This window comes from Thermobifida alba, from assembly GCF_023208015.1.
Taxonomy (GTDB): Bacteria; Actinomycetota; Actinomycetes; order Streptosporangiales; family Streptosporangiaceae; genus Thermobifida; species Thermobifida alba.
On sequence record NZ_CP051627.1, the window covers coordinates 4,096,216 to 4,108,559 of the forward strand.

General features: G+C 72.0%; 12 protein-coding genes. 7 read left to right on the forward strand and 5 right to left on the reverse strand.

The window, feature by feature from the left end; genetic code table 11:
* Positions 1 to 583: 583 nt before the first annotated feature.
* Positions 584 to 1,396 carry a Fic family protein gene (locus FOF52_RS18245; RefSeq protein ID WP_248591132.1) on the reverse strand — a complete coding sequence of 271 codons (813 nt, stop codon included), beginning with the start codon at positions 1,394 to 1,396 and terminating at the stop codon, positions 584 to 586.
* 185 nt (positions 1,397 to 1,581) lie between these two features.
* Here FOF52_RS18245 and FOF52_RS18250 point away from each other — a divergent pair, with 185 nt between their 5' ends.
* From FOF52_RS18250 to FOF52_RS18270, 5 genes are all read left to right on the forward strand, one after another.
* Positions 1,582 to 2,016, forward strand: a complete 435-nt coding sequence (locus FOF52_RS18250; protein WP_248591133.1) for a phage holin family protein — start codon at positions 1,582 to 1,584, stop codon at positions 2,014 to 2,016.
* Complete coding sequence (locus FOF52_RS18255; protein WP_282573683.1) at positions 2,013 to 2,948, forward strand: alpha/beta fold hydrolase; 936 nt, start codon at positions 2,013 to 2,015, stop codon at positions 2,946 to 2,948. Before FOF52_RS18250 ends, FOF52_RS18255 begins: the two co-directional genes overlap by 4 nt.
* Positions 2,929 to 3,426 (forward strand): DUF309 domain-containing protein, encoded by a 498-nt coding sequence (locus FOF52_RS18260; RefSeq protein WP_248591134.1) that lies wholly within the window; start codon positions 2,929 to 2,931, stop codon positions 3,424 to 3,426. The genes FOF52_RS18255 and FOF52_RS18260 overlap by 20 nt, the downstream gene beginning before the upstream one ends.
* Positions 3,427 to 3,954: 528 nt before the next feature.
* A complete protein-coding gene (locus FOF52_RS18265) occupies positions 3,955 to 6,279 on the forward strand; it encodes a sodium-translocating pyrophosphatase (protein WP_425265560.1) in 2,325 nt (774 codons plus the stop codon).
* Between the two features lie 229 nt (positions 6,280 to 6,508).
* On the forward strand, positions 6,509 to 6,982 hold the full coding sequence (locus FOF52_RS18270) for a SixA phosphatase family protein (protein ID WP_248591136.1): 474 nt from the start codon (positions 6,509 to 6,511) through the stop codon (positions 6,980 to 6,982).
* Positions 6,983 to 7,040: 58 nt separating this feature from the next.
* Here the strand turns inward: FOF52_RS18270 and serB are convergent, their stop codons facing one another.
* The 4 genes from serB to FOF52_RS18290 form a co-directional block, all read right to left on the reverse strand.
* On the reverse strand, positions 7,041 to 8,264 hold the full coding sequence (serB, locus tag FOF52_RS18275) for a phosphoserine phosphatase SerB (RefSeq protein ID WP_248591137.1): 1,224 nt from the start codon (positions 8,262 to 8,264) through the stop codon (positions 7,041 to 7,043).
* A gap of 163 nt (positions 8,265 to 8,427) precedes the next feature.
* Positions 8,428 to 9,054 (reverse strand): DUF1707 SHOCT-like domain-containing protein, encoded by a 627-nt coding sequence (locus tag FOF52_RS18280; protein ID WP_248591138.1) that lies wholly within the window; start codon positions 9,052 to 9,054, stop codon positions 8,428 to 8,430.
* Between the two features lie 29 nt (positions 9,055 to 9,083).
* Positions 9,084 to 9,710 (reverse strand): DUF1707 SHOCT-like domain-containing protein, encoded by a 627-nt coding sequence (locus FOF52_RS18285; protein WP_248591139.1) that lies wholly within the window; start codon positions 9,708 to 9,710, stop codon positions 9,084 to 9,086.
* Between the two features lie 81 nt (positions 9,711 to 9,791).
* Positions 9,792 to 10,577: a hypothetical protein gene (locus FOF52_RS18290; RefSeq protein ID WP_248591140.1), complete on the reverse strand. Its 786-nt coding sequence runs from the start codon at positions 10,575 to 10,577 to the stop codon at positions 9,792 to 9,794.
* Between the two features lie 111 nt (positions 10,578 to 10,688).
* On the opposite strand from FOF52_RS18290, the gene FOF52_RS18295 reads away from it, so the two are divergent.
* On the forward strand, positions 10,689 to 11,474 hold the full coding sequence (locus tag FOF52_RS18295; RefSeq protein WP_248591141.1) for an ABC transporter ATP-binding protein: 786 nt from the start codon (positions 10,689 to 10,691) through the stop codon (positions 11,472 to 11,474).
* A gap of 114 nt (positions 11,475 to 11,588) precedes the next feature.
* Positions 11,589 to 12,341 (forward strand): sulfite exporter TauE/SafE family protein, encoded by a 753-nt coding sequence (locus tag FOF52_RS18300; RefSeq protein ID WP_248591142.1) that lies wholly within the window; start codon positions 11,589 to 11,591, stop codon positions 12,339 to 12,341.
* Positions 12,342 to 12,344 lie beyond the last annotated feature (3 nt).

Genomic DNA, 12,344 nt, shown 5'->3' on the forward strand with positions numbered 1-12,344 from the left:
CGTGAGCGGCGCCGGAAAGGCGACGGCCCCCGCCAGGGGGGAAGGGCGGGGGCCGTCTGACGGTCCGGCTCTGGGGGGAAGAGCCGGTTCCGTATCCGGTGAGGCCGGTGGGAGAGGACCGTACGGGGTGCCGCCCGGGGGCGTGGCCCCGGAGATCTCCGCGTCACCCGGTCGGATCGACCCTCCGAGTAATAGATAATATACGTAAAGTTATCGCGGTACTTTGCCCACTTGACGAAAAAATGGCCTTCCGCTCTCTTTCCGGGAAGCCCGGTCGGGCGTAGAAAGGAAGTACGTCGATGGGGAGCGACCCATCGGACACGCCCACCGGGTACCCACGCGTCACCACGCCGCGAGCGGCCCGTCCAGGCCAGGTGCCACCTGGTCGGACTAGAGACAATGCACGCATGTTAACCCGGTCCGGTGTGTCGTGGGCGGCGCTTGGACATCCGCGCACCGGATGTCTCGGGTGCCGCCCTTCACCGTGCGTTTCCGCTTCCGCAGCGTGGTCGACCGCCCCGGACCGGAGGCGGACGCCGCGATCCCCGCTCCCGGCGCCGCGCGAAGCGGCGGCCCGGGCACCTCAGGACCGGGTGGTGGCGCGCCGGATGGCCTCGCAGGTGGCCAGGGAGTCCCGGGCGCCGTCCATGACCGCGCGGGCGCAGTGCACCACCCATCCGGCCACCCCCTCGGGGGTCCCGGTCAGGTAGCCGCGCAGGGCGGAGACGTACTCCGCGCTGCGCTGTTCGTGGCCCAGCTGGGTGGGCACCAGCGAGTTGGGATCCAGTCCGCGCTCCAGCAGGGTCAGCCGTTCCGCGGCCCGCGCGACGATGCCGTCGCCCCAGCCGAAGGGGCGCAGTGCCAGCAGTTCGCCGTGCACGACCGCGCCGACTACCAGGGCGGGAGCCTCGGTCCGCGCGGCCAGCAGGGCGGACAGGGCCGACAGGCGGGCGGTGACCTCGGCCGCGCTCGGCGGGGCGCCCAGCCCCAGCGGGTCGGTCACCTCCTCACCGTCGTGGCGGGGCCGCCCCAGGGCCGCGGGGCCGACCGCGTCGGCCGCGGCCAGCACGTGCAGTCGGGCCAGCACCTGGCGGGGGGCCCTGGACCAGGTCTCCACCAGCAGCCCCAACTCTCCGGAGACCCGCAGCGACCCCTTGACCCGGGGGTCCTCGCTCTCTCCCGAGCGCATCTGCTCCAGGGTGATGTCCGCTCCTTCGAGCACCGCCGAGGCGCGGGCGCCGCGCAGCGCGGCCTCCATCGAGACGTCGCTGCCGCGGCGGCGCAGCACCCGTTGTCCGATCAGCATGTCGACGAGGCCGCGCGTCTCGTCGACGGCCTGGGCGACCTCGGGAAGTTCGGCGATCCGCAGGAGGGGATCGGTCGGCACAGCGTTCACGTTACGAACCCTACGTCCGGGTAGTGGAAGGGAGTGCAACCGGGTGGCGTCCCGTGTCGGCCACCACCCCCGCAGCGGTCACGGCACCACGGGACACGCGTCGTGCGCCGGTGGCGCACCGGGCCGCCCGAGGGGAACTGTGCGAAGATTCCCAAGAAATGTGTCCGATGGAAGGAGCCGCCTCGGTGTCCGAAACCAACACGGGTGGCCGGGAGTCGGTGGACGTCGGCGCCTCCGGACGTTCACTGGGCGAACTCACCTCTGAGGTGACCGGTAACCTCAGCCACCTGGTGAGCCTGCAACTCGAACTAGCCCGGACGGAACTCGCCGCGGACGCCCGCAGGGTCGCCCAGGGGACGGGACTGTTCGTGGTCGCCGCGCTGATCGCGCACCTCATCCTCATCCTGGCCTCTGTCACGATCGCCTTCGCACTGGTCGCGGTCGGACTGTCCGAGTGGCTGGCCTTCCTGATCGTCACCCTCTTCTACACGGTCGTCGCGGCCGTTCTCGGTTTCTTCGGGCGCCGCGCCTACAAGAAGATCCAGGGCATGCCGCGCACCAAGGAGACCTTCGCGAGGACCAGGGCCGTGCTGCGCCGCGAACCCGCGGCCGAACGGTGACCAGCAGGGTCAGCGGCGTTCCCGACGAGACGGCGGTCCTGATCGACGGCCCGTGGTCCCACCGGACGGTCAGCGCCGGCGGTATCCGGTTCCACGTGGTCGAGGCCGGGACGGGGCCGCTGGTCCTGCTGCTGCACGGCTTCCCGCAGTTCTGGTGGGCCTGGGAACGGCAGATCACGGCGCTGGCCGAGGCGGGCCACCGCGCGGTCGCGGTGGACCTGCGCGGCTACGGCGCCAGCGACAAGCCGCCCCGCGGCTACGACCTCCTCACCGCGGCGTCCGACGTCGCCGGACTGGTCCGGGTGCTGGGCGAGGCCGACGCGGCCGTGGTCGGCCACGGGCTGGGCGGTCTGGTCGGATGGACGATGAGCGTCTGCCACCCCCGCGCCGTCCGCCGGCTGGCGGCGCTGTCGGCGCCGCATCCGGTGCGGCTGGTCGCGGCGGCGCTGTCGAACTGGCACCGCGGGTGGGCGATGCGGGAACTGCTCGCCTTCCAGGCGCCGATCCTTCCGGAACGCCGTCTGGTGGCCGACGGGGCCGAGGCCGTGGCGCGCCTGCTGCGCCGCTGGTCGGGGCCTGGCTGGCCGGACGCGCGCACCGAGCGGCGCTTCCGCGAGGCGTTCCGGATCCCCCTGGTGGCGCACTGCTCGCTGGAGTACCACCGGTGGCTCTTCCGGTCCCGTTTCCGGCCGGACGGCTATCGTTACCTGCGACGCATGAGTGAGCCCAGTACCGTCCCCACGCTGTACGCGCACGGCACCGCCGATCCCCTCGTCCTGCCGGCGGCGGCGCACGGACTGGAGCGGCACGTGCGCGCGCCCTACCGGCTGCGGTTCGTGGAGGGCGCCGGGCACTTTCCCCACCAGGAACGTCCCGACCAGGTGAACGCACTGCTCGTGGAGTGGCTTTCCGATGACCGACCAGACACGTGACCGGGATCGCGGGGCGGACGGCCGGGCCCAGAACCAGCGGCCGCGGGACCGCTACGGGCGTCCGCTGCCGTACGGGACGCCGGGGGTGCCCCGAATCCCCGACGACGCGGTGTTCGCGCCCGCCGAGGGGCTGGCCGAGGCCCAGCGGCTGCTGGAGCAGGGGTACGCCTTCCACGCCCACGAGGTGCTGGAGGCGGTGTGGAAGGCGGCCGAGGGGCCCGAACGGGAGTTGTGGCGCGGTCTGGCCCAGGTGGCTGTGGGGCTGACGCACGTCCAGCGCGGCAACGCCCTGGGGGCCGCCCGGCTGCTGCGCAGGGGGGCGGAGCGGGTGTCCGAGTACGGCGCCGCCGCCCCGCACGGGGTGGACGCGCCGGGGGTCGCCGCGTACGCACGGGCCGCGGCCGACCGCGTCGAGGCGGGGGAGGCGGACCGGGTCGACCCGGCCGGACTGCGACTCGTCCGGGACCCGGGGGTGTGACGGACCCCGTCGTTGAGAAGGCGGCCTCCCCGGAGGGCGTCTCCGGTCGGACGGCGGACGGCCGCCGGTCGGCGCCCGCCGGCGTCCGGCCGTGCCGCGGCGCCGCGCCCCGGCCGACTGCGCCGCATGTTCCTTATGTGTTCTTTATCACACTTTCTCCGCTTTTGTGAGAAAAGCGAGATATAAATAATTCCTCCTCCTTTCAAGATTGATGTCGTATTCCCTGGGTTGCTGTCGGGTCACAGGTTCCAGGGATTTCTCGAAAAGCTTCTTTGGGGCCTCACTTTTTCGGGTAACGATGCGTAGACTCCCGGCACATCGCATTCACTGACGCGATGAAAACGATGGGACTTTCCCGATCATGGAGGCACCGGCAAGACCCCGTCTGACGCGCTCTCGGGCGAACCGTCCGGACCGCCCCGGCCGGCGGCACACGCGCCCAGGCGGGGCCCTGCCCGTCTGGAGGAGGACGGATTGACCGGGCTCAACCTCGCCGCCGACAGCGGCACAGGGCTCGCTCTGCACGGCATGGATCTCACCCTCGTCATCGTGGTCCTGGCGGTGGCGCTGCTCGCGCTGGCCGTCGCAGGAGCGCTGGTGCGTGAGGTTCTCACCGCGAATCAGGGCACAGAGCGCATGCAGAATATCGCACGAGCGGTCCAGGAAGGAGCGGCCGCCTATCTCAAACGCCAATTCCGCACCCTGGGTGTCTTCGTCATCGTCATTCCCCTGCTGCTCCTGCTGCTTCCGGCGGACTCGGAGGCCGTCCGCTGGGGGCGTTCGATCTTCTTCGCGGTGGGCGCGCTCTTCTCCGCGATGACCGGTTTCCTGGGGATGTGGCTGGCCGTGCGGGGCAACGTCCGGGTGGCCGCGGCCGCCCGTGCCGGGGAGGAGCACTCCGCCATGCGGATCGCCTTCCGCACCGGCGGCGTGGCCGGCATGTTCACCGTCGGCCTGGGCCTGCTCGGCGCGGCGGTCGTGGTCCTGGTCTACCGCGCGGACGCCCCCCTGGTCCTGGAGGGCTTCGGCTTCGGCGCGGCCCTGCTGGCGATGTTCATGCGGGTCGGCGGCGGTATCTTCACCAAGGCCGCCGACGTCGGCGCGGACCTGGTCGGCAAGGTCGAGCAGCAGATCCCCGAGGACGACCCCCGCAACGCCGCGACCATCGCCGACAACGTGGGCGACAACGTCGGCGACTGCGCGGGAATGGCCGCCGACCTGTTCGAGTCCTACGCGGTGGTCCTCGTCGCCTCCCTCATCCTGGGCCGGGTCGCCTTCGGCGTCGAAGGACTGGTCTTCCCGCTGCTGGTCCCGATGATCGGCGTCATCACCGCGATCATCGGCATCTTCGTGGTGGCGCCCCGCTCCCGCGACCGCAACGCCATGGCGGCGATCAACCGCGGCTTCTTCGTCTCGTCGGTCATCTCCGCCGTCCTCGTGGTGGTCGCGGCCCTGCTCTACCTGCCCGCCACCTTCGCCGACCTGGAGGGCGTCTCCCCCCAGATCGCCGCCCTGGACGGCAACCCCCGGCTCATCGCGATCGGCGCGGTCCTCATCGGCCTGCTCCTCGCCGCGGCGATCCAACTGCTCACCGGGTACTTCACCGAGACCAACCGCCGCCCGGTCCGCGAGATCGGGGAGAGCTCCCGGACCGGAGCGGCCACCGTGGTGCTCTCCGGCATCTCGGTGGGCCTGGAGTCGGCCGTCTACTCCGCGCTGCTCATCGCCGGAGCCGTCTACGCGGCCTTCCTGCTCGGCACCGGCAACATCACCATCAGCCTGTTCGCGGTGGCGCTGGCCGGAACCGGACTGCTCACCACCGTCGGGGTGATCGTGGCCATGGACACCTTCGGCCCGGTCGCGGACAACGCCCAGGGCATCGCCGAGATGTCCGGGGACGTGCAGGGCCCCGGAGCCGACGTGCTGACCAGCCTGGACGCGGTCGGGAACACCACCAAGGCGATCACCAAGGGCATCGCGATCGCGACCGCGGTGCTCGCCGCCACAGCCCTGTTCGGCGCGTTCCGCACCGCGGTCGAGGGCGAACTGGGGGCCGCGGAGTTCAGCCTCTCCGTCGACCGGCCCGACGTCCTGGTCGGCGTGATCGTCGGCGCGGCCGTCGTGTTCCTGTTCTCCGGGCTCGCCATCATGGCGGTGGGCCGCGCTGCGGGCCGCGTCGTGTACGAGGTCCGCGAGCAGTTCCGGACCCGGCCGGGGATCATGGACGGCACCGAGAAGCCCGAGTACGGCCGGGTCGTCGACATCTGCACCCGCGACTCGCTGCGCGAACTCATCACCCCCGGCCTGCTCGCGGTGCTCACCCCCATCGCGCTCGGCTTCGCCCTCGGCTACGCACCGCTGGGCGCGTTCCTGGGCGGCGCCATCGCCGCCGGGGCCCTCATGGCGGTGTTCCTCGCCAATTCCGGTGGGGCCTGGGACAACGCCAAGAAGCTCGTCGAGGACGGGCACCACGGCGGCAAGGGGTCGGAGGCGCACGAGGCCACCGTCATCGGCGACACCGTCGGCGACCCCTTCAAGGACACCGCCGGCCCGGCCATCAACCCGCTGCTCAAGGTGATGAACCTGGTCGCTCTGCTCATCGCGCCGAGCGTGGTCATGTACGCCGACAACCTCGCGCTGCGGATCGGGGTGACCGCTGTCGCGGTGGCCGTCCTCGTCGGCGCCATCGTGTGGGGCAAGCGGCGCGGCACGGACGGCCTCGCCTCCGAGGAGGCGGCCGGGGAGCGGCCGGAAGCCCTGGACTCCGGGCAGGGCGTCCCGCCCCAGGGCGGGGCGGACGCCTCGGAGCGGGCCCCCGTCGGCCAGGGAGGAGGCACCCCGGTCAAGGAGTGACCGGCGGCCCTCCCCGCCAGTCGACGACCCGTCGCGCCGGGAAGCACGCGGCTCCCCTTCCCGGCGCGACGCCTTTTCCGGGAGGCGGCAACCCCGGAGGTGATCTGGGAACGGTGTCCGGCACGTGGCAGACTGGCTGCATGACCGGTATGAGAGGGCTCGCCGTCATCGTCGGTGCGATGCTGGCCTTCATCGCCCTGCTGGCCATCGTGGCAACGGTGGTCTCGTCATGAGCCGTCGGTTGGTCGTGCTGCGACACGCCCAGGCGGAGCACTCCGCCTCCCTGCTCGACATCGAGCGCCCCCTCACCGGTGAGGGCCAGAAGCAGGCCAGGGCGGTGGGCGCGCTGCTGGCGCGCGAGGGACTGCTCCCCGAACACGTCCTGTGCTCCACGGCGCGGCGCACCCGGCAGACCTGGAGCCTGGTCGCGGGGGAACTGCCCTGCGAACCGGAGGTCGACTTCGACGCGGAGCTGTACACCGCCGACGTGGACACCGCGCTGCGGCTGGTCAACCTGGTCGGCCCGGAGGTGCGGACGCTGCTGCTGGTCGGCCACAACCCGACGGTGGCGCAGCTCGCCGCGGCGTTCGACAGCGAATCCGGGTACCTGTCCTTCCCGCCCGCCTCGGCGGCGGTGATCGACCTGGAGGTCGACTGGCTCTACGCCGCCCCGGGCACGGGAAGCCTCAGACTGCTGAACTGAACCGAGGCCGTCCGCGTGGCACCCGCGGCCCCGCCGGTGTCCGGCGGGGCGGATGCTGTCAGAGGTCGACTCGGTCGGCGGCCTCCACCTCCTCGCGGGAGATGCCCAGCAGGAAGAGCACGGTGTCGAGGTAGGGCACGTTCACCGAGGTGTCGGCCTGGGCACGGACCACCGGCTTGGCGTTGAACGCCACTCCCAGCCCGGCGACCCGGAGCATGTCGAGGTCGTTGGCTCCGTCGCCGATCGCCACGGTCTGGCTGAGCGGCACCCCCGCCTCCGCGGCGAACCGCTCCAGGGCCGTGGCCTTGCCCTTGCGGTCGATGATCGGTCCCACCAGTTCGCCGGTGAGTTTGCCGTCGACGATCTCCAGGACGTTGGCCGCCGCGTAGTCGATCCCGAGTTCTTCCACCAGGTAGTCGGTGAGCTGGGTGAAGCCGCCGCTGACGATCGCGCACTCGTAGCCGAGCCGCTTGAGGGTGCGGACCAGGGTGCGTGCCCCCGGGGTCAGCACCATCTTCTCCCGCACCTCTTCCAGCACGCTCGCGTCCAGGCCCTTCAGCAGGGCGACGCGGCGGCGCAGCGACTCCTCGAAGTCGAGCTCACCGCGCATGGCCTCCTCGGTGACCCGGGCGACCTCGTCGCCGCAGCCCGCGTGCTGGGCCAGCAGTTCGATGACCTCGCACTGGATGAGCGTGGAGTCGACGTCCATCACCACGAGGTGCTTGGAGCGCCGGTGCAGTCCGCTGGCCTGCACGGCCACGTCGACCGACTGGGTGGCGGCCTCCAGGGCCAGGTCGGTGCGGAGCTGGTCGAGGTCGGCGCCGGCCAGGGAGAGCGACAGCGCGGTCACCGGGTAGCTCGCCAGCCGCTCGATACGGTCGATGTTGGCTCCTGCCCGTGCCACGCAGGAGGCGATCGCGCCGACGGCTCCCGGACGCAGCGGGTCGGCCATGATCGTGACGTCCAGTCGGTTCCCGCTGGGGCGGACCCGTTCGCCGTCGACGGTGAAGTCGACCACCATGTCCAGATCGACGGCGACCTTGGAGACGGCCGAGCGGATCTCCTCGAACAGGCGTTCCCGGCGGACTCCGGGAGCGACCCGTTCGTCGACCGACAGCAGTGCGCCCAGGAGCAGACGCCCGCCGATGACCACCTGCTCCAGGTCGGCGACGGTGACCGGGAAGACCGACAGAGTGCTCAGCAGTCGAGCACTGATCCCTGGGCGGTCCCTGCCGGTAACCGTCACCAGAAGCGTTTCGGGCACGGAGTTCGCGAAAGTCATGACGGCTCTACGGTACTCTGCCGGGCCACCGCGGAGTAGACCAGGGCGCCGAACACCCCGTGTCGCTCCTACCCTGCTCATCAGCGGTGAAAGCCCTCCCGGACCGGTGCCCCTGTGTTCCATGTCACTACCGGGCGGGCGGGGAGCGCGGGGACGGCGGGGGTCAGCGGCCGCGTTTCCGTTTGGGCGCCTTGGTCCGCACCTCGATGCCGCCGAGCAGGCAGGTGCCGGTGAGCCGGACCGTGGGGGCGTTCGGGTCGGTGGCGCTGTCCACCTTGCCCAGGTCGACTCCGCCCAGGAAGGCGCTGGTCTGGTTGGTCACCCGCACGCCGTGGGGCACCGTGACCGACAGCCCGCCGAAGATGACCGCGCACTGGATGACGACCTCGCGCTGGGCCAGCACCGCCTCACGCAGGTCGAGGTCCACCCCGCCGAACAGCACGGACACGTTGGTGTGCGGTTCGACCAGCCAGCGCCCGCCGCGTTCGACGCCGCCGAACACCGCGGAGATGGTCTCCCGTCCCCGCCCCTCGGCCGCCAGCCGACGGGCCTCCTCGGTGGAGACCGACGGCATGCCCACCGGTTCGCCGGCGACCGCGGACGAGCCGCCGGACAGCGGGAGGTCGCGGGTGACCTCGGCCAGTTCGCCCACGGTCTTGGCCCGGTACACCCGGTCCAGCCGCTCCTCCAGTTCGTCCTGGTCGATGCGGCCCTCAGCGAGCGCCTCGCGGATCCGCGCGGCGCTGTGCTCCCGGTCCACGTCAGAGGCGCGGAGGCGGTCCGGCTCCATGGCGGAGTTCCTCGATTCTGGGTGCGGGGTCAACGGGACCAGGGGAACTTCTTCTCCCCCGGGGCGCGGGTCCTGACGTTGACGGAACCGAAGATCACCGTTCCCGTCAGGCGGACGGTGGGCGCGTCGACGGGGACCGCAGAGTCGGCCTTCTTGAGGTTGACCTCGCCGAAGATCGGCGTGGTCCGGTTGACGACCCGCACGCCGGGCGGAAGCGTCAGCTTCAGCTCGCCGAAGGTGACGGCGCACTGGATGACGACCTCGCGCTGGGTCAGCACCGCCTCACGCAGGTCCAGCGACACGGAGCCGAACAGCGCGGAGGCGTTGGTGCGCGGCTCCACCAGCCAGCGTCCGCTCCGGTCGGCGGAGGCGAACACCGCGACGATGTTCTCCGACCCCTCGGAGGAGGCGGGCAGCTCCGCGGCGGAGGAGGCCGCCGGGGCAGCGCCCAGGTCCGCGGTGATCGGCTCCAACTCCCCCAGTGTCTTGGCGGCGTAGAGGGCGTCCAGGCGTTCGGAGTGCTCCTCCGCGCTCAACCGGCCGTCGGCCAGAGCGTCGCCGAGGAGTTGAGCGACGCGGTCGCGGTCGGCGTCGGAGGCGCGCAACCGGTCCGGTCCCGGAGGTTTCGGGTGGTTCACGGCGTTTCCCATGGTCATGATTATTCTTCCAGACCAGCGTAGGCGAATCGGGAAACCACCCTGAAGAGTCCCGGAGTTTCCGCACGGCCGACCCTGAGATCACCCCGGTGGCTGCTCCACAACGGCGCAGTAGGCGGCGACGCGGGCCCGCCGCACCGCCCGGTCCAGCAGGCGCAGCGCGGTGCGGCGGGACTCCGTCTGCGCCCCGCTCAGCCCGTGCCCGCCCTCGTCGCCGGCCAGGCGGACCACGACGGCCAGCCGGTCGGCCAGCGCGGCCACGCGGTGTGCCCGCTGCGGGTAGCCGGGGGCGAGCCCCGTGGTGGGCGGGCGTTCCGGGTCGCGCAGCGCGGTCAGCGCCCGCTGCACCTCCGGTCCCCACGAGTGGGCGTCGCCGGTCCGTCCGAACAGCGCGGCCGATTCCCGGATCGCGGTGTTGAGGTCGTGCTCGGCCTCCGCCAGCGGGATCGACTCGGGACGGGAGTCGGCAGCCGGATACGGCCGCCAGGCCACCCCCCGGTAGGAGGAGCCGCGCAGGTCGGCGCGGGGGACCAGGCCGATCCTCCGGTCCGCCAGGCGGATCAGCACCGCCTCCCGGGCCTCGATGGCGGCGGCCGCCAGCTCCCTGCCGCCGGTCAGGCCGAGGGGGTCGCCGGGCACGGGGAGGCAGAGCCGGAACTCCGACAGGCCCAGGCCGCGCAGCCGGGCCAGTGCGCTGCGCAGCGGCACGCCCGGTTCGAAGGGAAGCCCGGGCTCGACCGTCGCCTCGGTCAGGTGCGGACCGGTGTGCCGTTCCACCGCGTCCACGGTGTCGTCGAGCCCCACCTGGCCCGCCAGCCAGGCGTTCCCCCAGGCCACCAGAGTCGCTGAGGACAGTTCTGCAAGCACCGGTCCAGCCTAGAACGGTCCGCGGCCCGCGCACCGGCACCGGAGCGGAATCCGGCGTTGACGGCGCTTCGGCGTCCAGTATGTTCGCCTCGGGTGTGAAGAAGGAGAGCAATGAACGGTTACGTGCTGCACATGAGCGGTGTCGGAGTACGCCGCGGTCAGACCGACCTGCTGGACGGGGTCGACTGGACTGTCGAGGAGGGGCAGCGCTGGGTGGTCGTGGGCCCCAACGGCGCGGGCAAGACCACGCTGCTGAGGATCGCCGCCACCCAGCTGTATCCCAGCCGGGGCACGGTGCACGTGCTGGGCGAGCGGCTGGGCGGGGGAGACGTGTTCGAACTGCGGCCGCTGATCGGCTTCGCCTCCTCCGCGGTCGCCGCCCAGATCGAGGACGACCTGGTCGTCCGGGACCTGGTCGTCAGCGCCGCCTACGGCTACCTGGGCAGCGGCCGGGAGGAGTACGGCACCCCCGACCACGCGCGGGCCCGCGCGCTGCTGGCCCGGTGGGGGGTGCTGCGGTTGGAGGACCGCGAGTTCGGCACGCTCTCGGAGGGGGAGCGCAAACGGGTGCTGATCGCCCGCGCGCTGATGGCCGACCCGGAACTGCTGCTGCTGGACGAGCCCGCCGCCGGGCTCGACCTGGGCGGCCGGGAGGACCTGGTGCGCCGGCTCGGGACCCTGGCGCAGGACGACAGCGCGCCCGTGATGGTGGTCGTCACCCACCACGTGGAGGAGATCCCTCCGGGCTTCACCCACGGCCTGCTGCTGAGCGGCGGCAGCGTCGTGGCCGCGGGGCCGCTGGAGGAGGCGATGACCGCGGAGAACCTCAGCCGGGCCTTCGGGATCGAGCTGAAGGTGGAGCACGACGGGGAGCGCTGGTCCGCCCGGGCGGCCTGACCGGCGTCCCGGCGCCGGACGTCCCGGGACGGCCGCCCCGGTCCCCGGCGCCGGAGCGGCGGTCCATAGACTGCACGCGATTCGGATGTCCGCAACACCGGTCCGGGGGCGTGCATGAACGCGTGGGAGGCCATCGCCGTCCTTGCGGCGGGAGCCGGGGCGGGAGCCATCAACACGCTGGTCGGCTCCGGTACGCTGTTCACCTTCCCGGTCCTGCTGGCCTGCGGGGTCCCGCCGGTGACGGCCGCGATCTCCAACAGCATCGGACTGACTCCGGGGTCTGTCGCCGGTGTGTTCGGCTACCGCAGGGAGCTCTCCGGGCAGCGCGCCCGGGTGCTGCGTTTCGGCGCGATGTCCCTCCTGGGCGCGCTCACCGGCGGAACTCTGCTGCTCAACCTCCCCGAACGGGTCTTCACCTCGGTCGCGCCGGTCCTCATCCTGCTGGCCTGTACGCTCATCATCTTCCAGCCGCGGATCAACGCGTGGACCCGGGCCCGCCGCGCCGCGCGTCCGAACGGCGGCCCGCTGCTCCAGCTCGGCGTCTACGGGGCGGGGGTGTACGGCGGCTACTTCACCGCGGCGCAGGGCGTCATCCTGATCAGTCTGCTCGGCAGCTCCCTCAACGACGACATGCAGCGCCTCAACGCGCTGAAGAACGTGCTGGCCCTGATCGTCAACGCCTCCGTGGCCACGTTCTACCTCGTCTTCGCCCAACCGAACTGGACCGCGGCGGCCCTGATCGCCACCGGTTCGGTGGTCGGCGGCTATCTGGGCGCGCGGTTCGGACGCAGGCTCAGTGCGACCGGGCTGCGGGTGCTGGTCGTGCTCATCGGCCTCACCGCAGCGGTCCAACTGGTGCTGCGGTGAGGC

Excerpts from the sequence above, each read along its gene's own strand:
- FOF52_RS18265 (WP_425265560.1), top strand. The coding sequence starts at position 3,955 with ATGGATCTCACCCTCGTCATCGTGGTCCTGGCGGTGGCGCTGCTCGCG.
- FOF52_RS18295 (WP_248591141.1), top strand. The coding sequence starts at position 10,689 with ATGAACGGTTACGTGCTGCACATGAGCGGTGTCGGAGTACGCCGCGGT.
- serB (WP_248591137.1), bottom strand. The coding sequence starts at position 8,264 with ATGACTTTCGCGAACTCCGTGCCCGAAACGCTTCTGGTGACGGTTACC.
- FOF52_RS18300 (WP_248591142.1), top strand. The coding sequence starts at position 11,589 with ATGAACGCGTGGGAGGCCATCGCCGTCCTTGCGGCGGGAGCCGGGGCG.
- FOF52_RS18280 (WP_248591138.1), bottom strand. The coding sequence starts at position 9,054 with ATGGAGCCGGACCGCCTCCGCGCCTCTGACGTGGACCGGGAGCACAGC.
- FOF52_RS18270 (WP_248591136.1), top strand. The coding sequence starts at position 6,509 with ATGAGCCGTCGGTTGGTCGTGCTGCGACACGCCCAGGCGGAGCACTCC.
- FOF52_RS18260 (WP_248591134.1), top strand. The coding sequence starts at position 2,929 with ATGACCGACCAGACACGTGACCGGGATCGCGGGGCGGACGGCCGGGCC.
- FOF52_RS18285 (WP_248591139.1), bottom strand. The coding sequence starts at position 9,710 with ATGACCATGGGAAACGCCGTGAACCACCCGAAACCTCCGGGACCGGAC.